This window comes from Mesorhizobium sp. M1334 (assembly GCF_040317995.1).
In the GTDB taxonomy this organism is placed as follows: domain Bacteria; phylum Pseudomonadota; class Alphaproteobacteria; order Rhizobiales; family Rhizobiaceae; genus Mesorhizobium.
Genome location: NZ_JAMYLM010000001.1, coordinates 677,582 through 697,546, shown reverse-complemented (window position 1 = coordinate 697,546; position 19,965 = coordinate 677,582). Strand labels below are relative to the sequence as shown.

Here is a 19,965-nt window from a genome sequence, read left to right as displayed (position 1 = left end):
GCAGGCGGCTTAATTCTTGTCGACCGGCTTTGAGCGCATTCGCGAAACGGTCTCACGCTCGGCCCGCTTCGAACGCATCGGCGGCAGGCCGCGGTCGACCAGGTCCATGTCTTCCAGCACCATGTCGCCCATCCGCTTGAAAGCGATGTCGAGCGCACCGGCCCGGTGGGCGGAGCGCAGGAACCCCGGCAATGTGCGGACCGGGTGATCCTGGGCAAGCGGCTCCTCAGGAAAAACATCGCTGGCGGCGACGATATGGCCGCTGCGGACGGCGTCCATCAGTGCCGGGAAATCGACCACGCCGGCTCGGCTGAGCAGGATGAAAGCGGCTCCCTTGCGCATCCTGGCAAACGCCTCGGCGCCGAGGAAGCCCTGGTTTTCGCTGGTCACCGAAGCGACGACGAAGACGAAATCGCTGTTCGACAGAACGTCGTCGAGAGAGGCCGGCTCGACGCCGTTTTCGATCAGGATCGACGGCGGCAGCCACGGGTCGAAGGCTTTTGTCCGCGTGCGAAAGCCCGACAGCAGCCGGTTAAGCGCACGGCCAAGATCGCCGAAGCCGATGATGCCGACGTCCGCGCCGGAAAGAAGCCGCGCCGTCCGGTTGCCGTCGCCGCCCCAACGCTCCTTGCCCTGTCGAAAGGCGAGGTCGGCGTCGACGATGTCACGGGCGAGGTTGAGCGCCATGGCAAGGCCGAGTTCGGCCACAGGTTCGGCAAAGACCAGCCCGGTGGTGACGACATGGATGCCGCGCGAAAACAGCGTCTCGTAGGGCATGTTGTTGATGAGGTTGCTCTCGACATTGAAGATGCAGCGCAGCGCCTTCATTTTTTCCAGCGTCTCCGGCGCGATAGGTGGCTGGCCGACGATGTAGCGCGCCTCGCCAAGGATATCGGCCGGCAGCGCCGCCACCGCTTCGGGCGATGTTTCGACGATGCGGTATTTCGATCGAAAGTTCGCCAGCGCGGCCGGCGTGAAGATCAGGTCGAGCGTGCGCGGTTCGGGTGCGCTGATCACCAGGGGCAAGGCGCTGTCGGACATGATACTTCACCTCCCGTGCGATCCGCGTCGCACCACACTAGAATCGTCTTTTGCCGCCCCCGACACCTATCACATGCCTGTCGAGAAGGAGAAGTTTGCCTTCTTCGGCCTTGCGGTGCGGCGGTCGGTGGTCCAGATAGACGGCGATCGAAGGACGACAAGGAAGACAGCGACATGATCCCGTTTCGAAAGAACCTCATCGATGGCGAGTGGGTAGGCGATGCCGGCTCCCGCAACATCAACCCGTCCAATCTCGACGACGTGGTCGGCGAATATGCATCGGGGGGCGCGGAGCACGCTCGGCAGGCCATCGCGGCGGCGAAAGCGGCATTTCCGGCGTGGTCTCGATCGGGCCTGCTGGCCCGCCATGCGGTGCTGAGGAAGACGTCGGACGAGATCACCGCGCGGAAAGATGAAATCGGCCGGGCCTTGGCGCGCGAAGAAGGCAAGACGCTGGTCGAGGGCATCGGCGAGACCGTGCGGGCCGCCCAGATATTCGATTTTTTCGCCGGCGAGACGCTGCGTCTTTCGGGCGAGCTGGTGCCGAGCGTGCGGCCCGGCGTCGGCGTCGAGATCACCCGCGAAGCGGTCGGCGTCGTCGGCATCATCACGCCGTGGAATTTCCCGATCGCCATTCCGGCTTGGAAAATCGCTCCGGCGCTGGCCTACGGCAACACCATCGTCTTCAAGCCGGCGGAACTCGTTCCGGAGAGCGCCTGGACCATTGTCGACATCCTGCACCGCGCCGGGCTGCCCAAGGGTGTGCTCAATCTGGTCATGGGCAAAGGTTCGGTGGTCGGCCAGGCCATGCTCGACAGTCCTGACCTCAACGCGATCACCTTCACCGGATCGGTCGGCACCGGCAAGCGCGTCGCCGCCGCCAGCGTCGAGCACATGCGCAAGTTCCAGCTCGAAATGGGCGGCAAGAACCCGCTTGTAGTGCTCGACGATGCCGACCTTGCCGTCGCCGTCGACTGCGCTATCAACGGTGCCTACTTCTCGACCGGCCAGCGCTGCACGGCGTCGTCCCGGCTGGTGGTGACGGACGGCATCCACGACCGCTTCGTCGAGGCGCTCAAGGACCGCATGGCCAAGCTGGTCGTCGGCGACGCTCTCGATGCCAAGACCCAGATCGGGCCGGTTGTCGACCAGAGCCAGCTCAAACAGGACGAAGACTATATCGCCATCGGCCGTCAGGAAGGTGCGGACCTTGCCTTCGGTGGCGAGCGGCTCGATCGTGAAACCCGCGGCTTCTATTTGCAGCCGGCGCTGTTCACCGAAACCACCAACGCCATGCGCATCTCGCGCGAGGAGATTTTCGGACCGGTCGCCAACGTCATCCGCGTCAAGGATTATGACGAGGCGCTGGCGGTGGCCAACGACACGCCGTTCGGCCTGACCTCCGGTATCTGCACCTCGAGCCTCAAGCATGCCACGCACTTCAAGCGCAATTCGGAAGCCGGCATGGTCATGGTCAACCTGCCGACGGCCGGCGTCGACTTCCACGTGCCTTTCGGCGGACGCAAGGGATCGAGCTACGGCCCGCGCGAGCAGGGCCGCTATGCCGCAGAGTTCTACACCACGGTGAAGACCGCTTACACGTTTGCCGGCTAAGAAAAGACGGCAGACCAGCCAGGCAGGCGAGCAAATCGATGACATCTGAGAATACGGCCCTGACCTGGCTCAATCCGCCGCCGCACCACGCCTTCGGCAACAATACGGTGCATGTACGGACCGGCAAGGAGACCGACTTCTGGCGCGAGACGTTCTACGGCTTCTGGCGCGACAATGGCCATTTCCTCTATCGTGAGGTCGAGGGCGATTTCAGCGCCGAAGTCACGGTCAAGGGGCACTATGAGGTGCTTTACGATCAGGCCGGGCTTATGGTCCGCCTGAGCGAGACGCACTGGATCAAGGCCGGCATCGAATACACCGACGGGCTGATGTATTTTTCCGTCGTCGTCACCAACGATGCCTCCGACTGGTCGCTGGCCAGCATTCCCGCCGACCCCGACGGGGTCAGGATCCGCCTGACCCGCCATGCCGAGACGATCCGCGTCCAGTATCTGGACGCGTCCGACAAGCACTGGAAACCGGTGCGGCTTGCCTATGTCCCGCCGTCGAAAACGGTCGATGTCGGCATGATGTGCTGTTCGCCGCAGCGCGAGGGTTTCGAAGTGACATTCAGCGATTTTTCGATCGGCCCGCCGATCTCGCGGGAGCTTCACGACTGAGGCGCCGCGATGCCGTCGGGCGGTTTGCGTCGGGCCGGCCTCAGTAGGTCGCCCGGCCGCCGGAGACGTCGAAGACGGCAGCCGTCGTGAACGAGCATTCCTCGGAGGCGATCCAGCAAATCAGCGCCGCCACCTCCCCGACCTCGCCGAAGCGCGCCATCGGTATTTTGGACAGCATGAAGTCGATGTGCTGCTGGCTCATCTGCTGGAAGATCGCGGTGCGCACAGCCGCCGGCGTGACGCAGTTCACCGTCACCTTGGTCTTGGCCAATTCCTTGCCGAGCGATTTGGTCATGCCGATCACCGCCGCCTTGGAGGTGCTGTAGGCCGAGGCGTTCGGGTTACCTTCCTTGCCGGCAATCGAGGCGATGTTGACGATCCTGCCGTAATTGCGTTCGAGCATATGCGGGACCAGCGCCTTGTTGCAGAAGAAGACGCCGTTGATATTGATGTCGATGACCCGGCGCCAATCCTCTACGGAATACTCCCAGGTCGTCATGTTAGGCCCGGTGATGGCAGCACTGGTGACAAGGATATCGACCGCGCCCAGCGCTTCGATCGTCTCTCCGGCGGCGGCTTCGACCGCTATGGGGTCGGCGACGTCGAGGGTGACGCTGTGCAGGCCTGGAACAATGGCCTTGGCCTGCTCGATCTGGGCGGCATCGCGATCCCAGACCGAAACACGTCCGCCTTCGTCAGTAATCCTTTGCGCGACGGCCAGGCCGATGCCTGAGGCGCCGCCGGTGATAACAGCGGATCGTCCGGCAAATCGTCCCGCGAAACTCATCGGCATGTCGTCTTCCTCCCAATCGGCGGCGAATGTGAAGTCAACGGCGGACAAGTTCAAGCGCGGACTCGCAGCCTCAGAACAGCTTGTGATGGGCCAGCACCGGGCAATTGGACGGCACTGCCTCCTGGCCAAATCGTCTCGTCCGGTATTGCGAGAACTGCAGGAACGACGCGCCCAGTTGGCATTCGGGTGACAGGCGGCGCCGGATGCGTTATATTGCACTGCACAATGCGAGCGCCTGCAGGGGAGGCTCCCATCGATCCGATGAATCGGCCCATGAAATGGGCCCATGAATCGGCATTGAGCCGCAAGGACGGAAAACCGATACCGAGATGAAGATTCCAAAATCTCTGTTGATCGATCCGGACAAGAACACGGTCTATGGCAGCTTTGCCGTTGCCGTCTCGATCTGGGCGTTCTCCTACTCGACCATTTTCGGCCAGGCCATGATCCTGGCCTACTATGCAGTCTGGCTGCCGCTCATCCTGGTCGACTACCGCAAGATATTAAGGCACGCTTCCAGCGCCTGGCTTCCGCTGGCCTTTGCAACCTATGTCTGCTTCTCGGTGTTCTGGTCGGCAGCTCCCGGCACCACGGCAAGGACGGCCGTCCAATATTGTTCCCATATCGCCTGCGCCTACATTGCCGCACGCACCGTCAGCGTCCGGACCTTGACCATAGGCGCCCTGATCGGGATTTTCATCGTCCTGCTCTACTCGCTCAAGGTCGCGAGTTATTCCTACGACGTTCTCGATGGGACGTACAATTTCGTCGGCGCGTTCAGCTCCAAGAACCAGATCGGCTTTGTCGCATCGCTTGGCATTTATTTCTGCGTTGTCTACCTCGCCTTTCTCAGGCGGGGCCGGACAAGCTTTTTGTTGATCGTACCGATTGTCCTTCTATCAGGCTATCTACTGGTCGTGTCGCATTCGGCCACTTCGATGGCATCGACCCCGGCGGTTCTCGCTCTGGTCGCCCTGCTTTCCATCGGCAAGGTGCTTTCGCTCCGCCATCGCCGGGTGATTTTCATGATCGGTGCGGGCGGGCTGGTCGCCTGCACCGTGATTGCGCTGAATCTCGGGCTGATGGACTTTGTCCTTGGCCTTTTCGGCAAGGATTCGACGCTCACCGGACGAACCTACCTCTGGCAGCAGGGCTGGAATGCCGCGCAGCAATCGCCCATGCTCGGCGTCGGCTACGCCGCCTATTGGGTGCAGGGCTTCTCCGAGGCCGAGCGGCTGTGGAACGAATTCTACATCGCCGCGCGAAGCGGCTTCCACTTCCACAACACCTACATCGAGACCTTGGTGGAACTCGGCTTCGTCGGCGCGACGCTACTTTCGCTGATTATCCTGCGCACGCTCTGGGGTCACGTCTCGGCGCTGATATTCAGGACATGGCAGGCCGACTCCGTGATTCTTGCCGGCGTCATGGTGCTTCTGTTCATCCGATCCTTCGTCGAGGTCGAGACCCTCAATCCCTACATCATGGGATCGTTCCTGCTGTACTATAGCTACTTCAAGCTGGTGAGGGTGCCGGCCGTCGCTCCTTCCCGGTGGAGCGCCGTGGACCATCTGGAGGAACCGGACGCCGTGCGAGGCTAGAGCGGGCGGATCCCAAACGGCAAAAACCCCGCAGACCGCTGCCCACGGGGTTGGTGCTTCGCTCCGGTGGAAAGAAGCTACTGGATGGCCAGGGGCGCCGGTTTGACCTTGATCACGTCCCCTGGCAGCACCGGCGTGTCTTCATCGGCGGTGATTTCGCTGGTCTTGCCGTCGACCACCCGCACCAGGGAAAAAGACAAGGCCGCTGGTTCGTTGTTGCCATAGAATTGCGGCATGGGGCTGCCCGACAAGGCTTCGGACATCAGGGCCTTTTCCATGTTCAGCTTCAGCGTCACCTCGTTGAGATCGGCTTCCGTCTGTTGCCGGTCGGTCGCGAGGCTGGAGTTCTGAGTGTTCTCGAGATCGATGGCGTCCTGGGTGGCCTTGCTGATCGACTGCTTGGCCGTGAGAATCGCCGTTTCGTAATCCAGGATCTGGCCCTCAAGGTCGGCGATGGTTTGCTGCGAGTTCAAAACCCGTGTGTTGACGACCAGGCCCTTTTGCGCCAGCGAGCCGATGCCGTTGAGCTGCTCCTTCGCCAGATCAACCTGCTTCTGCTGGTTGACGATCTTTTTCTGCAGCGAATCGATCTCGCTCTGCAGCAGCGCCTTCAAATCGTCGAGCGCCTGCAAGCGCAGCTTGAGTTTCTTCTGGTCGGCCGCCAGGATCGCCGTCTCATCGGCAACGATGCTGGGCAGCTTCGGATCGTCGGCCACCTCTTTCGGCACCGCGAATGTCGGCTTGTCCGCCAGTTCCGCTTCGATGCGAGCGCGCTTGACGGTCAGCCGGACCAATTGGTCTTGTAGTACGTCGAAATTGCCCTTGGCATTGATCAGGTCGCGATCGTAGCGCTGTCCGCTCTCCGGGGTCCGCCGGGCTCCGCCGGCAATGCTCATCGCTTTCAGCACGGTCAACCCAGGCACACAAGGATACTGGCCAGGCGCTTGCACCTCGCCGGAGATGTAGAATGGCCGGTACTGCGCCATTTCGACGGAAGCCTCCGGCCTGTCGGCCAGAGCGAGCTTGCGCTGCAGCGCCTCGCCGAGCGATGCGGCGATCTCCGAAGTCGTCTTGCCGGATGCGGGCATCTCGCCGACGAAGGGAACCGACAAGGTTCCAGCGGGCCCGACCGTGTATTCTCCATTGATGGCCGACCAGTCGCGGAACGTGCCTTCGACGGTCTGCCATTCCGCCACGCGGATGGTCAGCTTGTCCTGTGCTCCTAGGCGATAGTCGTCGGCGAAGGCAAACTGTGGCAGGGCTAGCGACAGCGTCAGGCCGGTCGCCATTGTAAGGCAAGTCGTCAAAAGCCGTACTCGCCGCATGCGTCTGGAGAGAATGCCGGTGCAAAAGATATCGATTATATCTGCTTTCAACTGAGCGTTTCCGATCTGGTTTGCCCCGCCCGATGAGCTGCCGATGCCTGAGTTAGGGGCCTGAGTTCCGGGCCCGAATTCTGGACAGCTGCTCCTCGATGTACGGCCAGCAAGCGGCCGTCAGTAGCAGCCTCGCGACATCCAGACCGCAGGTACGGTCTTGATGATGATGCGAATGTCTTCGAACATCGACCAGTTCTCGACATAGTGCCTGTCGAACGCGACGCGGCTGTCGTAGGAAACGTCGTTGCGTCCGCTGACCTGCCATAGCCCGGTCAGGCCGGGGCGCGATTTCAGGTAATAGACGGCCGAATTGCCATAAATCTCCAGCTCGTCGCGCACCACGGGACGAGGCCCGACCAGGCTCATATCCCCCTGCAGGATGTTGATGATCTGCGGCAACTCATCGAGGCTGAGCTTCCTCAGCACCGCTCCGACGCGGGTGATCCGCGGGTCGTTCTTCAGCTTGCGGGTCGCGATCCATTCGGCGCTGGCCTCCGGATTCGCGGCGAGATAGGCAGCAAGCACCCGCTCGCCGTCTGGAACCATGGTGCGGAACTTGAGGCACGGAAAAATCCGTCCTCCGCGGCCGATCCGGCTATGACCATAGAAAATCGGCCCGCCATCGGAAAACTTGACAAGCAGCGCTATCATCACGAACAGCGGGCTGAGAGCGACCAGGCCGATCAGCGAACCGGCAATATCGAAGCTGCGTTTGAGCAGGCCGCCGATCGGTGGCGGAAAATCGACACCGGCCTGCGAAAAATCCGCATCGGCCGGCTTGGCTACGTCCCTCATGCGTAAACTCCATACGTTGAACGGATGGTTTATCGCACGATACCAAAAAAATGCTGCAGCGCAACACACAATTTCCCAGACGGCTGTAATAGTCGCGTCATGAACTGACTAAATAATAAACTCGTCCTGCACAAAATTTCGCCTTTATGTCGCAAAAGAGACGGATTATGGGCAATTTTGGAAAAGCTGGTCCAATTTTGAGGCTGTTTTAGGCGAATCGCTCATTTATACCCTGCTGTGGAGCTTTGTCGTCATTTAGAGTTTCAAAGTAACGACTGATGTTGCAATAAAATACTAGTCGATATCATAAATCTTACTGGAGCGAGTCGATATCCGGCAATCAGTGGTGATGCCGACGTGTGCATTGCACCATGGCAGAGTCGATCCCGAGGATTCGTTTAAAATTTATTCCGCAGCTGCCCTTGCCGGCTATTGCGCGGCTTAATAGAGTTGCAAATTGTTTCTGTCGGACTATGGACAGATTGGGCTAGGCCGGAAGCAACCGGCCAGAAGCGGGCAACCTAAATAAGCTCGCAGAGTTTAAGGGAGGTGCTCGGGGTGGGCTTGTCGACATTTTTTCCCGAGCCGGTGGATGGGCTATCGGGTATGTCACTGCCAAAGTTCATTATCGGAATGTGTTTTGCGCTGGCGATCGTGATCGTCTGGTCCTATTTGGGCGGCGCCTCGCTCGGCACGACGCTGTTTCGCGTCGTCGGCTGTGCCATAGTCATCCAAATGGGTTATTTTCTACTGGTCTTTGCCATGGTCGCCAGAAATGCCCCGACCCCGGCCGACAAAATTCGCGACGCTGAACGAACGCTGAGTTCGAACGAGGCGGCCGAAGGCGAGAAATTCAGCGCAAGGAGAGGCCTTCACTGATTTCGGGCCTGGCCGGGTCTGCGATGTCCATGTGACCTGTGGTTAAGCTCGTCGGTCCTCTGACGAATTGCTCGCCTCGACAACACCGGCAGTCGGCATTCCTGTTCTTTCGTTTCCTTGACACTGCGGGCCTCGACGCGCTCGCTCGGCGCCGCCGCCGTCCGGTCGGCGAGGATCAGCAACTGGTTTTCCGCCAGTCGAGCGCTCTGGAGCGTGTAGGAACGGCTCTGCCAAGCGGTGCATTTCTGGAGCCATCCCGATTGAGGCTCGCCGCCTGCCCAACCGGGCCATGACACCCAGCAAAATGAAAAACTGGACGGCGCCGATGATTTTGGCGATGCTTGCTTCGCAATTGCAGCATAGGCGTTTGGGCCGATGCATTTCAGAATGGGCGGTGGGGCATTGAGCTGACGGGGCGAGGAAATCCGCAACGACTTCTGCAAACGAGAGGCATGTCCATGACATCATTCCAGGTCTGCGTGATCATCGCCGCACGCAATGCGGCGCGGACAATCTCGGCTGCCATTGCATCGGCATTACGCGAACCTGAGGTTGCGGAAGTTGTCGTCGTCGATGACGCGTCCACCGACGATACGGCGAAAGTCGCCCACGCAGCCGGCGACGGCACGGGCCGCCTTTCCGTCATCCGCTTCGACGTCAATCGCGGCCCCTCCTTTGCACGCAACGCCGCGATAGCCGGTTCCAGGTCGCCGTTCATCAGCATTCTGGACGCTGATGATTTCTTTTTCGAAGGCAGGTTTCACAGACTGTTCGCCAGCACCGATTGGGATTTCGCCGCAGACAACATCATGCTTGTCAGGGATGACGCGGCAACCGACGTTTCGAAAATCGTTGCTCCACCGTTCTCGCCCGAGCCGGAATTCCTCGATTTCGAGGGCTTCGTCGACGGCAATATCTCCAGGCGCCGTGTGCAACGAGGGGAACTGGGCTTCCTCAAGCCAGTGATCAGCCGCGCCTTCCTCGATCGGCATGGGCTGCGCTACGACGAGAAGCTGCGCCTGGGTGAAGACTATGAACTCTATGCGCGCGCGGTTGCCCATGGCGCGCGCTTCAAGGTCATTAAATCCTGTGGCTACGGCGCGATCGTGCGCGCCGATTCGCTGAGCGGACGGCACAAGACCCAGGACCTGAAGCATCTGGCCGATGCCGACCTGGCACTGCTTGCGATCGACAGTTTGCCGGAGGCATCGAAGGCTGTGCTGAGAAGGCATGAGCGGCACATCCGCGACAAATACCGGCTGCGGAAGTTTTTAGACGTGAAGGCTGAGCGCGGGTTGGCACCGGCCGCGGCCTACGCCTTGGCCGGCTCGTCCAACCTCACAGCCGTCGTCCGCGGCGTTGCCTCCGACAAGCTGGATGCGCTGTTTCGCCGCGCTGGCCTCGCCGCGAAGCGTCAGCATGTGCCGCCGCTGCGCTTCCTCATGGCCGGAACCAGCACGGCCAGCGATAGCTAGGCCCGTCAACGTGCGATGGCAGTAGCCACTCCGTTACCCTTAGGTCGGCTCGCACCATTTCAACGAGATTCATGAGTTTACGATCTAGGTGGTTGCCTATGGGCGCCGGGAATGGCAATCTATGTTGCGGTGCAGCAATTGTGGACGGCCAACGGAACTGGCCCGAGACATACCCTGTCGGAGGAGCTGGACGATGCAAGAAATGTCTTTTGAATGTGGACGGGCTCTAAGGCCGTTCACCAGCTCGACGATGACGGGGCGCTGACTACATGGCCTCGATCTTTCGCTTCCGATCGAGAGATCCGGCGCGCGACACTCAGACGGACACCTCGCGCCTCGATCGCTTGGCAAAGCTGCTGGACCAGGTCGCGGCCGAAATCGAGGCGGAGAAGAGCGGACTTGAGAACCGCTACAGGACAACGGCCACCAATGCCGCCTTTCTGGTCGAGGCGATGGAGAACGGTTCGGTCTCCTCGCGCAGGTCTTCCGAAGTCGGCGAACTGACCAGGTCGATTCTGAATTGCGAGCGGCGCATCGCAGCGCTGTCGCGCCAGATGCAGATGATGAAGGATCTCCGTCATTCGCTGGATGAAATCTTCGAGCCGAAGCGGCAGAACGGTCCCGACATCAGGACTGATTTTGTGAAGCCCGCCGATTCCGGCACAGGCTGAGCGAACACCCGGGTCGGCGCAATGGTTTAGGCACAACACGGAGCTTGGGAGCGACAGAGGTCAAGATCAGGTTGTTTCGTCACGGTTCGAACGATCGCTTTGGGGGCGCATAGCACAAGGTGAGTTTTGATATGAATGCAGATCTTAAAAGCACGTCCGCCCCGGCACCCCGCGGCACCCCGTTCACGCGCCCGATCCCAGGCAAGCTGCGGCCGCTCCGTTCAGACGGCGCGTTTCTGCTGATCGTTCTCGTCAGCCTGGTTGCGGGCCTTGTGCCCGTCCGTGCCCAGGATCTGCCAACCGCGCCGTCTTTTGTCGATGATTTCACCAGCCTCAGTCGCGCGCGCTGGTACATTTCCGACGGCTGGACGAACGGCAAGCATCAGAACTGCACCTGGTCCAAAAACCTGATCGGGCTTTCCGACGGCATGCTGACGCTCGGTTTCGAGAAGCGCAAGCTGAAGGATCGCGAATTCGCCTGCGCCGAGATCCAGACCAAGCAGCGCTTCGGCTACGGCACCTACGAGGCGCGGATGAAGACCGACACGGGCTCCGGCGTCAACGCGGCATTCTTCAGCTTCGTCGGCGATGCCGACAAGCAGCCGCATGATGAAATCGACTTCGAGGTGCTGACCAAGGACACGTCCAAGGTTCAGGTCAACGCCTACATAGCCGGCAAAGGCAAGAACGAGAAACTGGTCGACGTCGCCGGCGGCACCGACAAGGCCTTCAACGACTACGCCTTCGTCTGGGAAAAGGACCGGCTGCGCTGGTACGTCAACGGCAAGCTTGTCCACGAGATCACCGATCCGGCGAAGCTGCCCACCCATTCGCAAAGGATCTATTTCAGCCTGTGGGGCAGCGATACGATGAAGGGCTGGATGGGGCCGTTCTCGGATCCGGGCCGCAAGCTCACCATGCAGGTGGATCGCGTTGCATTCACCGCGCTCGGCCAGCCCTGTCAATTCCCGGAATCGCTGGCATGCAACACAAACTAGAAGCGCATCTGAACCGGCCGGGCCGAAGGTGGTCGGAAAACCGAAGCTTGAACAGGCCCGAAGCCTTGAACAGGAATGAAACCGAATGAATTTGACTGTCTTTGGAATCGGCTATGTCGGTCTTGTACAGGCGGCGGTGCTTGCCGAAGTCGGCCACCAGGTGGTCTGTGTCGACATCGATGCAAAAAAGGTCGAACGGCTCAACCAAGGCCATGTCCCGATCTTCGAGCCCGGTCTCGAAAATATGGTCAAGGAGAACCATGCCGCCGGCCGCATCAAGTTCACCACCGACGCCGCCGCGGCGATCAAGCATGGACAGATCCAGATGATCGCCGTCGGCACGCCGCCGGGCGAGGATGGTTCGGCAGACCTCAAATATGTGCTGGCCGTCGCCGAGGCCATCGGTCGTGAGATGGACGCGCCCAAGATCGTCGTCGGCAAGTCGACCGTGCCGGTCGGCACCTGCGAAAGAATAAAGGCCAGGATCGCCGAGACGCTGAAGGCGCGCGGGCGCGAGGATCTGGTTTTCGACGTCGCCTCCAATCCGGAATTCCTCAAGGAAGGGTCCGCTGTGAGCGACTGCATGAAGCCCGACCGCATCATCGTCGGCACCAGCAACGAGGACACCGAGGCGGTGATGCGCGAGCTCTACGCGCCGTTCAACCGCAACCACGAAAAGATGATCGTGATGGACGTGCGCAGTGCCGAGTTCACCAAATACGCGGCCAATTGCATGCTGGCGACCAAGATAAGCTTCATGAATGAAATGGCCAACCTGGCCGAGCAACTGGGCGCCGACATCGAGGAGGTCCGCAAGGGCATCGGCAGCGACCCGCGGATCGGCTACCACTTCATCTATCCGGGCCTCGGCTATGGCGGCTCGTGCTTCCCGAAGGATGTGCGTGCCCTGATCAAGACCGCCGAGGCCGTCAAGTTCGACGCCAAGCTGCTGCGTGCCGTCGAGGAGCGCAACAACCAGCAGAAGTCGGTCCTGTTCGAGAAGGTGCACCGCTATTTCAAGGGCAATCTCAAAGGCAAGACCTTTGCGCTGTGGGGCCTGGCCTTCAAACCCAATACCGACGATATGCGCGAGGCCCCGGCCCGCACGCTGATGGAAGCGCTCTGGGCCGCCGGTGCCAATGTCCAGGCCTATGATCCGGAGGCGATGCAGGAATGCCAGGCGATCTACGGGCTGCGCGACGACCTGCAACTGTGCGGCACCAAGGAGGCCGCGCTGCGAGGCGCCGACGCGCTCTTGATCGTGACCGAGTGGAAGAGTTTCAGCGCGCCGTCCTTCGATGCATTGAAGAACGCGCTAACCAGGCCCGTCATCTTCGACGGACGCAATCTCTACGACCCCAAGGTCATTGCCCGCCACGGCATCGAATACCACAGCATCGGCAGAATGGCGGCGTGACGCTAGGGCGGTCCAGCAAGGAGCCAGGTCCATGAAAGTTCTGTTTGCAGGCGGCAACGGCTACACACCGCAGTTCAGCGGTGGCGTTCAGTCGAGCACGCACCATCTGGTCGAGCAGCTGCGCGAGCACGGTCATGACGCCTCGGTGCTGGCGGCGCTGTTCGGTGACGGCATGTTCGGTTTCAAGGCGCGCGCCAAGATGAAGCTCCTTCGCCAGCGCGCGGTCATCGACAGCTATCCCGGCTATCCTGTCGTGCGGGCGTGGTTTCCCTGGGAGGCGGCCCGCTTCGCCGTCGAACGGCTCGATCCCGATGTCGCCGTCGTGCAGTGCCACAAATCGGTGCCGATCGGAAAGGCGCTGCAGGCGCTCGGCGTGCCGCTGGTGGTCTATCTGCGGAACGTCGAATTCCACGAATTGGCCGGCGACCTGCGCGAATTGCATTCGGCGCTTTATATAGCCAACTCCGAATTCACCGCGCGCACCTATAAGGAAAAGTTCGGCATCGACTCGACCGTAATCCCGCCGACCATCAATCCCGGGCTCTACAGCACGCCGACCACCGGTGAATTCGTCACGCTGATCAATCCTTACAATGAAAAAGGGTTCGAACTCGCCGTGCGCATCGCCGGCCAATGCCCCGAAATCCCGTTCCTGTTCGTCGAAAGCTGGAAGCTCGACGACGACCACCGGGCGCAGATCGAACGGATCATCGCGCCGCTACGCAACGTCAGGCTGGAAAGCCGCACCAGCGACATGAAGACCGTCTATGGCCGCACCAAGATCCTGCTGGCGCCCAGCAAATGGGAAGAAGCTTGGGGGCGGGTGGCATCCGAGGCCCATTGCAGCGGCATTCCAGTCGTCGGATCCCGCCGCGGCGGCCTGCCGGAAGCGATTGGCGCCGGCGGCGTTGTGCTCGACTATGACGCACCGCTCGACGACTGGGTCGCCGCGGTCAGGCGACTATGGAGCGACAAGGCCGAGTACGATCGGCTGTCGGCGGCGGCGCAGCTGTTTTCGGAGCGGCCGCAAATGAACCCCGACAGTCAGTTCACGACCTTCCTCGGCGTTCTCGACAACGCCAGGCAAGGCGCGCTGGAGCGTGCCGCCTGATGCATTTCGTCCAAAATCGTTTATGTCGCCCAACAGCCCGCTTTTGCGCCTGACCGGGGTGTGAGCGGCTTTGGGACAACAACATGCACAACACCAGCGCTTGAAGCGCCTCGCACGGCGGCGACGGGCGTCAGCCCTCATCCGTGCGAGCAGATCGCCGACCGGCCTCGAAAGATCGTCCATTCGATGAAGATTTGCTTCGTAGTTGATAAGTTCCCCTCTTTGTCGGAGACCTTCGTCCTTGACCAGATAGAAGGGTGCCTCGAGCGCGGCATGCAAGTCGGCGTCGTCTGCAACGAGACGTCCTTCGGCAAGGACAGCAACACCGACGATCGCCGCTGGCAGGCTCTCCCTGGCAAGGTCGTCTGCTGGTGGGGCGGGCTGGGGCGCTTTCGCCCGACGCTCAGGAAATGGTCGGGCAGGTTCTGGGATAAGCTCTCGACCGCTGTCGACATCGCTTTTGCGAGCAAATTGCAGAACGCCGATGTGATCGTCGCGCATTTCGGCAATAACGGCATGCGCGTCGCCCGCGCCATGAAACGAGGCCGGATTTCCGCTCCTTTGGTGACCATATTCCACGGCCGCGATGTGGGGGAACCGCTGCATGACGACACGCTCACGCGCTACAAGGTTGTCTTCGACAAGGGCGTTCTCCAGCTCCCGGTGAACGCGTTTTTCCGCGATGCCCTGATCGGCGTCGGAGCACCCCCGGCGCAAGTCATGGTTCACCATATGGGCGTGCGGCCCGGTGAGATCGGCTACTATTGGCGTTCCTGGGAACGGGACACACTGTCCTTCATCTCGGTCTGCCGGCTGACCGAAAAGAAGGGCATCGAATTCGCCCTTCGGGCGCTCGCCAGCCTGCCGCGGCGCGACTGGGTCTATGCGGTGATTGGCGGCGGCGAATTGCTGGAAGAGTTGAAGAAGCTCGCCGCAAATCTCGGCATTGCCGACCGGGTGACTTTCCTCGGGGCGCGTCCGCACGCCGAGGTCAAGCAGCGCCTGCGCGATGCCCACGTATTCCTGTTGCCGAGCGTTGCCGCGCGAGACGGCGATCTCGAGGGTATTCCGGTGGCGTTGATGGAGGCTATGGCCGCCGGGCTGATCGTCGTCAGCACCTATCACTCGGGCATTCCCGAACTGATCGAAGATCAGGAGACAGGCTTCCTCGCGCCGGAGCGAGACGTTGCGGCGTTGGCCCGCAAGCTTGTCTGGGTTGCCGAGAACCCGGACAAATGCGAGCGCATCGCACGTGCGGCGCGCCGTAAGATCGAGCAGGATTTCAACGCGGACGTGCTCAACGAACGTTTTGCGCAGATCGTTGCCCAGCTGGCCGAAGCCAGGCGCCCGGCATGAACGCCAACCCGCCCCCCCAGTTCGGTCGTGTCGCCCTGCGCGGCGGCGTGGTGACGATCGGCGCGCAAGGCTTCAAGATGGCGATCCAGTTTCTCTCCGTCATCGTGCTTGCGCGTCTGCTCGTGCCCGAGGATTTCGGCCTGGTGGCTTCCGTCGGTCCGATCGTGGCCTTTGTGGGGCTGCTTCAAAACCTTGGCCTGCAGCAGGCTGTGGTCCAGCGCAAGGATATCAGCACGGAGCAGCTCAACCAGGTGTTCTGGATCAGTGCGTTGGTCGGGCTGGGCAGTGCCGCGATGGTGGCATGCCTGGCGCCCGCCATCGCCGCCTTCTACGGCGATCAACGCATGGTCGGGATCACCATCGGCTCTGCCTTGCCGCTGCTGCTTGGCAGCCTCGCCGCGGTGCCGCTGGCGCTGATGAACCGTCACTTGCGCTTTGGCCAGCTCGCGCTGAACGACGTGATTACCGCCGCTGCCGGACTTGCGACTACCGCAATCGCCGCCTATGCGGGACTGGGCTATTGGTCGCTGGTCATCGGCCCGGCGGTATCGGCTGTTGTCGCGCTGGCCGCGGCATGGCAGGTGGCGCGCTGGACGCCGTCTCGGCCGGACCTGAAGGTCGATACCGACATATTGTCCTTCGGCGCCAATCTGACCGGCTTCAATCTGGCCAACTTCTTCTCGCGCAATCTCGACAACATCCTGATCGGAAAATATTCGGGCGCGATCGAGCTCGGCTATTATGACCGCGCCTACAAGCTCCTGCTGTTTCCGCTGCAGAACATCAACCAGCCACTGACACGCGTGATGGTGCCGCTGCTGAGCCGCATCCATGAGGACAAGGCGCGGTTTCGCGACATCTATGTGCGAACCAACTGGATGCTGGCGGCCGTCACCATGCCCGGCATCGCGGCGCTGACGCTGACGTCGGACCAGGTGGTGGGGCTTCTCTTCGGCGAGCGCTGGGCGGCGGTGGCGCCGATTTTCGCCTGGCTGGGCATCGCCAGCCTGATCCAGTCCGTCTCGAGCACCACGGGATGGATCTTCATCTGCCAGGGCAAGACCAAGACCATGTTCCACTGGGGCATCTACTCGTCGCTGACGACGGTCGCCGCCTTCATCATCGGATTGCACTGGGGGGCCGTCGGTGTCGCGGCGGCCTATGCAATCAGCGGCTATGTGCTGCGCGTCCCGGTGCTCGCCGTCCTGGTCCACCGGGTCGGCCCGGTGACCGCAGCCGACTTCCTGATCATGCAGGGGCTTTTCATCGCATCGTCGCTGCTTGCCTGGTCCGTGTACCGCGAGTTGCCGGCATCGCTGACCGGTCAGTCAGACCTGCTCGCGGTGGTCCTGGCGGTTGCCCTCAACTATTCGATCGGCCTGGTCCTCATGCTTGCCCTTCGCCAGTCGCGCAGCGCCCTGTTCACCACGCTTTCCAGCGCCATGCGTAACGCCCGCTAGGCGAGCGATCACCGGCCTCAAAAGCTCACCTGCCGACATCGCCGACGCATGCTCCTCAAGCACTGCCTGAAGGCTCGTCCTGCGATAGAGGTCGAGATTGGCGGTAAGTCTGCCGAGCTTCTCGCTCGCTTCCTCGGGCGTCACCGTATCGATGTCGAGCAGCAGGTCGGCGACGCCGATCCGCTTGGCAAGCTCCTTGGTCTTGAATTCATAGGCGATCGGCAGCACCGGCGTGCCGACGCAGAGCGACATGATCATCATATGCATGCGTGTTGCGACGACAAAGTCGAAGCCTTTCACCAGGGCCATCAATTGCTCCGGCGTGTGGAACGAAGCGTCCACGCTGACATGCTTGGCGATCTCCGGATCGAGTTCGGCAACGATCGCCCTCGCCGTCTTGGAATCGTCATGGGCGTATTCCGGCACGCCCTGGCAGGTGGAGACGAAGGTGACCTCCTTGGCGTGGTCCCTGACCAGGATAGTCGCGATCTCGCGGATCGAGTCGATGTAGCGGCGCATGCCGCCCTCGCCGTCGCTGACATAGTTCCAGTGACGGACGGAAATGGCGACGCGGCCGGTGACGGTCGCCGACTGGCCGGAGGCCAGAATTGTTCCGATCCTGTCAGTATCGGCCAGGGCAAAGACGGCGTCGGCCACGACGTGGCATTTGCCGGGGTCTTTCACCATGTCCACAATGTGGCCCCGCGAACGTTCGTCGCGCAGCAGGATGAGCGGGCTCCGGTCGAAGATCGGGCTCAACTCCTGGCGATTGTAACTTTTGTTGAACGGGCCGAGCGATTGTGTGAAGAAGACCGGGTCCTTGCCCAGAATCGCGTCGATCCTGAATTGATTGAGGCGCCGCTCCAGATTGTAGGTCTCGACGAGATAGGTTCCGCCTGTCGTGACCACGAGGTCGGCGCCTTTGTAGATCTCGAGACCACGGCGATTGCTTGAGCTGAACAAACGCCCGACAACGCCGCGGATGCCGAACCGCCGCAGGGCATTGAGGACGAGCCGATTGTAGATCGGCTTGAACAGGTTCTTCAGCCCGCTGCCGTATTTGTAGCGGAACAGCGATTCCGACAGCAGCTTGTGGAATTCGAGGTCCGGATAGTCCTTCTTCGTGTAGAGCCTCGCCGCCACCTCCGGCTGGCTGTCGAAGACGTAGAACTGGATGTCGTCCTGCACGATCGTCTTGAAAACATGGCGAATCGCCAGGAGAATCGCTGCATCCCCGGTATTCAGGCAGACGGTGTTTTCAACCGCGATCTTCATGGAATGACCTCATTTCGTGAGTAGTCCCGTGCTTCCATCGACGGGCGCGAAGGGGCGAATTGCAGGCGGGTTGGCCGAAAATGCTGCACGCCAAGGATGGTCCTCGCGTCGTGATTATTGGCGCGCAGTCCGATGGCAGGCCAGCGCGCGGTCCATGCGGCCCAAGCAGAGCGAGATTAACCCATCGATTTTGCAGTGCAACAAAAAACGTGGATCTTTGCTACGATGCAACCAAAAATGTTGCGATGCAGCAAGAGGTGTACTAGCATCGTCGCGGGCGGGCCAACAGCGGTCGAGTTTTCATGCTGCATGTCTTGTACTTGGTACACGACGTCTCCGACCCGGCAGTGCGCCGGCGGATCATAATGCTCAAGGCAGGCGGCGCCCAGGTTACGCTGGCGGGCTTTCGTCGTACGGCAAGCGCAGTTGCTGATGTCGAGGGCTTGCAGCCGGTCGATCTCGGCCCGACTCGTGATGGCCGATTCGCCCAACGTCTGGCCGCGATCATGAAGGCGGTGGTCTCGACCGGCTCGAAGCTGGGCTCAATGCCACGGCCCGACCTCATTATCGCGCGCAATCTGGAAATGCTGGCGCTTGCCCGCCGCGCCAGGTCGGCTTTCCAGGCAACAGTGCCGATCGTCTACGAGTGCCTGGACATCCATCGCCTGCTGCTTCGCGACGATCCGCTGGGCTGGGCGATGCGCGGTGCGGAACGCTTCCTGGCCAGGGATGTTAAGCTTCTGGTGACCAGCTCTCCGGCCTTCATCGCCAACTATTTCAAGCCGTTCGGACAGGTTGCCGCCCCGGTCGAACTGCTCGAAAACAAGCATTTCGAGCCGGCCGCAGCTTCGCTGGACGACCGCATTACGGCGGAGAATCCCGTTGCGCCGCCGTGGCGGATCGGCTGGTTCGGTGCGCTCCGCTGCCGTCGCTCCCTGGAGCTTCTGGCCGAATTTTCGCGCCGCCTCGACGGCCGCTTTGAAATCGTCCTCAGAGGCCGGCCGGCGCTGTCCGAATTTCCCGATTTCCATGGTTTTGTTCAATCGGAACCCTGGCTGTCGTTTGGCGGGCCCTACCGCAATCCCGAGGATATGGCGGCGATCTACCACGAGGTTCACTTTTCCTGGGCCATAGACTTTTTTGAGCAGGGCCTGAACTCCGAATGGCTGCTGCCGAACCGGCTCTATGAAGGCTGCCGCTTCGGAGCTGTGCCGATTTCGATGGGAACCACCGAAACCGGCCGGTTCCTCGACCGGCAAGGCATCGGGGTTCTATTGTCAGAAGCCACGCCCGAGGCGCTCGAAGCCGCCGTCGGCACGATGGAGCAGCATCGATTCGAGACATTGAGGGCGCGTGTTCTTGCCCGCAATCCGCGCACCTGGAGCCACGACCGCGCCGATTGCCGGGCGTTTGTCGAAAAGCTCCGCGGGCTGACTGCGGCTCCCGGTCCATATGCTGCCGAAGCATTGGCATAGAAGGA

Annotated in this window: 16 protein-coding genes and 1 pseudogene; 12 read left to right on the top strand and 5 right to left on the bottom strand. The window is 61.4% G+C overall.

Annotation, left to right across the window (positions count from 1 at the left end):
* Window positions 1-9: 9 nt before the first annotated feature.
* Window positions 10-1,041, bottom strand: coding sequence for a hydroxyacid dehydrogenase (locus tag NKH17_RS03325; protein ID WP_352800219.1), 1,032 nt, complete (start codon window positions 1,039-1,041; stop codon window positions 10-12).
* A 177-nt stretch (window positions 1,042-1,218) separates the two neighbouring features.
* Here NKH17_RS03325 and NKH17_RS03320 point away from each other — a divergent pair, with 177 nt between their 5' ends.
* Together NKH17_RS03320 and NKH17_RS03315 are read left to right on the top strand one after the other, a co-directional pair.
* Entirely contained in the window at window positions 1,219-2,655 is a 1,437-nt protein-coding gene (locus NKH17_RS03320) for an aldehyde dehydrogenase family protein (protein WP_254816386.1), read from the top strand.
* Window positions 2,656-2,693: 38 nt separating this feature from the next.
* A complete protein-coding gene (locus NKH17_RS03315) occupies window positions 2,694-3,275 on the top strand; it encodes a DUF1349 domain-containing protein (RefSeq protein ID WP_352897448.1) in 582 nt (193 codons plus the stop codon).
* Window positions 3,276-3,315: 40 nt separating this feature from the next.
* Here the strand turns inward: NKH17_RS03315 and NKH17_RS03310 are convergent, their stop codons facing one another.
* A complete protein-coding gene (locus NKH17_RS03310) occupies window positions 3,316-4,068 on the bottom strand; it encodes an SDR family NAD(P)-dependent oxidoreductase (RefSeq protein ID WP_254816087.1) in 753 nt (250 codons plus the stop codon).
* 329 nt (window positions 4,069-4,397) lie between these two features.
* Between NKH17_RS03310 and NKH17_RS03305 the strand changes: the two genes are divergently transcribed.
* Window positions 4,398-5,669, top strand: coding sequence for an O-antigen ligase family protein (locus NKH17_RS03305; protein ID WP_352897447.1), 1,272 nt, complete (start codon window positions 4,398-4,400; stop codon window positions 5,667-5,669).
* A gap of 77 nt (window positions 5,670-5,746) precedes the next feature.
* On the opposite strand, the gene NKH17_RS03300 is transcribed toward NKH17_RS03305, so the two are convergent.
* Together NKH17_RS03300 and NKH17_RS03295 are read right to left on the bottom strand one after the other, a co-directional pair.
* On the bottom strand, window positions 5,747-6,958 hold the full coding sequence (locus NKH17_RS03300; protein WP_352807999.1) for a polysaccharide biosynthesis/export family protein: 1,212 nt from the start codon (window positions 6,956-6,958) through the stop codon (window positions 5,747-5,749).
* A 207-nt stretch (window positions 6,959-7,165) separates the two neighbouring features.
* Entirely contained in the window at window positions 7,166-7,843 is a 678-nt protein-coding gene (locus NKH17_RS03295; protein WP_352479827.1) for a sugar transferase, read from the bottom strand.
* 549 nt (window positions 7,844-8,392) lie between these two features.
* On the opposite strand from NKH17_RS03295, the gene NKH17_RS03290 reads away from it, so the two are divergent.
* The 8 genes from NKH17_RS03290 to NKH17_RS03255 all read left to right on the top strand — a co-directional run bounded on the left by NKH17_RS03290 (window position 8,393) and on the right by NKH17_RS03255 (window position 17,210).
* Window positions 8,393-8,722, top strand: coding sequence for an exopolysaccharide production repressor protein (locus tag NKH17_RS03290; RefSeq protein WP_352897446.1), 330 nt, complete (start codon window positions 8,393-8,395; stop codon window positions 8,720-8,722).
* Between the two features lie 452 nt (window positions 8,723-9,174).
* Complete coding sequence (locus tag NKH17_RS03285) at window positions 9,175-10,197, top strand: glycosyltransferase family 2 protein (RefSeq protein WP_352897444.1); 1,023 nt, start codon at window positions 9,175-9,177, stop codon at window positions 10,195-10,197.
* Window positions 10,198-10,466: 269 nt separating this feature from the next.
* The gene (locus tag NKH17_RS03280; RefSeq protein ID WP_352897442.1) at window positions 10,467-10,868 is read left to right on the top strand and encodes a hypothetical protein; all 402 of its coding nucleotides are present in this window, start codon (window positions 10,467-10,469) and stop codon (window positions 10,866-10,868) included.
* A gap of 131 nt (window positions 10,869-10,999) precedes the next feature.
* Window positions 11,000-11,866: an endo-1,3-1,4-beta-glycanase ExoK gene (gene exoK, locus NKH17_RS03275; protein WP_352897440.1), complete on the top strand. Its 867-nt coding sequence runs from the start codon at window positions 11,000-11,002 to the stop codon at window positions 11,864-11,866.
* An 85-nt stretch (window positions 11,867-11,951) separates the two neighbouring features.
* A complete protein-coding gene (locus tag NKH17_RS03270) occupies window positions 11,952-13,283 on the top strand; it encodes a UDP-glucose dehydrogenase family protein (RefSeq protein WP_254816094.1) in 1,332 nt (443 codons plus the stop codon).
* A gap of 31 nt (window positions 13,284-13,314) precedes the next feature.
* The gene (locus NKH17_RS03265) at window positions 13,315-14,394 is read left to right on the top strand and encodes a glycosyltransferase (protein WP_352479830.1); all 1,080 of its coding nucleotides are present in this window, start codon (window positions 13,315-13,317) and stop codon (window positions 14,392-14,394) included.
* A gap of 186 nt (window positions 14,395-14,580) precedes the next feature.
* The gene (locus tag NKH17_RS03260; RefSeq protein WP_352970085.1) at window positions 14,581-15,750 is read left to right on the top strand and encodes a glycosyltransferase; all 1,170 of its coding nucleotides are present in this window, start codon (window positions 14,581-14,583) and stop codon (window positions 15,748-15,750) included.
* Window positions 15,747-17,210, top strand: coding sequence for a lipopolysaccharide biosynthesis protein (locus NKH17_RS03255; RefSeq protein WP_352479832.1), 1,464 nt, complete (start codon window positions 15,747-15,749; stop codon window positions 17,208-17,210). The genes NKH17_RS03260 and NKH17_RS03255 overlap by 4 nt, the downstream gene beginning before the upstream one ends.
* A gap of 222 nt (window positions 17,211-17,432) precedes the next feature.
* Here the strand turns inward: NKH17_RS03255 and NKH17_RS03250 are convergent.
* A pseudogene (locus tag NKH17_RS03250) lies at window positions 17,433-18,485 on the bottom strand (polysaccharide pyruvyl transferase family protein); the annotation flags it as partial.
* Window positions 18,486-18,787: 302 nt separating this feature from the next.
* Between NKH17_RS03250 and NKH17_RS03245 the strand changes: the two are divergent.
* The gene (locus tag NKH17_RS03245; protein WP_352479833.1) at window positions 18,788-19,960 is read left to right on the top strand and encodes a glycosyltransferase family protein; all 1,173 of its coding nucleotides are present in this window, start codon (window positions 18,788-18,790) and stop codon (window positions 19,958-19,960) included.
* The last annotated feature ends 5 nt before the right edge of the window (window positions 19,961-19,965 follow it).

Coding starts and splice junctions, on each gene's coding strand:
- NKH17_RS03325 (WP_352800219.1), bottom strand. CDS start 1,041: ATGTCCGACAGCGCCTTGCCCCTGGTGATCAGCGCACCCGAACCGCGC.
- NKH17_RS03315 (WP_352897448.1), top strand. CDS start 2,694: ATGACATCTGAGAATACGGCCCTGACCTGGCTCAATCCGCCGCCGCAC.
- NKH17_RS03310 (WP_254816087.1), bottom strand. CDS start 4,068: ATGCCGATGAGTTTCGCGGGACGATTTGCCGGACGATCCGCTGTTATC.
- NKH17_RS03305 (WP_352897447.1), top strand. CDS start 4,398: ATGAAGATTCCAAAATCTCTGTTGATCGATCCGGACAAGAACACGGTC.
- NKH17_RS03300 (WP_352807999.1), bottom strand. CDS start 6,958: ATGGCGACCGGCCTGACGCTGTCGCTAGCCCTGCCACAGTTTGCCTTC.
- NKH17_RS03295 (WP_352479827.1), bottom strand. CDS start 7,843: ATGAGGGACGTAGCCAAGCCGGCCGATGCGGATTTTTCGCAGGCCGGT.
- NKH17_RS03285 (WP_352897444.1), top strand. CDS start 9,175: ATGTCCATGACATCATTCCAGGTCTGCGTGATCATCGCCGCACGCAAT.
- NKH17_RS03280 (WP_352897442.1), top strand. CDS start 10,467: ATGGCCTCGATCTTTCGCTTCCGATCGAGAGATCCGGCGCGCGACACT.
- exoK (WP_352897440.1), top strand. CDS start 11,000: ATGAATGCAGATCTTAAAAGCACGTCCGCCCCGGCACCCCGCGGCACC.
- NKH17_RS03270 (WP_254816094.1), top strand. CDS start 11,952: ATGAATTTGACTGTCTTTGGAATCGGCTATGTCGGTCTTGTACAGGCG.
- NKH17_RS03265 (WP_352479830.1), top strand. CDS start 13,315: ATGAAAGTTCTGTTTGCAGGCGGCAACGGCTACACACCGCAGTTCAGC.
- NKH17_RS03260 (WP_352970085.1), top strand. CDS start 14,581: ATGAAGATTTGCTTCGTAGTTGATAAGTTCCCCTCTTTGTCGGAGACC.
- NKH17_RS03255 (WP_352479832.1), top strand. CDS start 15,747: ATGAACGCCAACCCGCCCCCCCAGTTCGGTCGTGTCGCCCTGCGCGGC.
- NKH17_RS03245 (WP_352479833.1), top strand. CDS start 18,788: ATGCTGCATGTCTTGTACTTGGTACACGACGTCTCCGACCCGGCAGTG.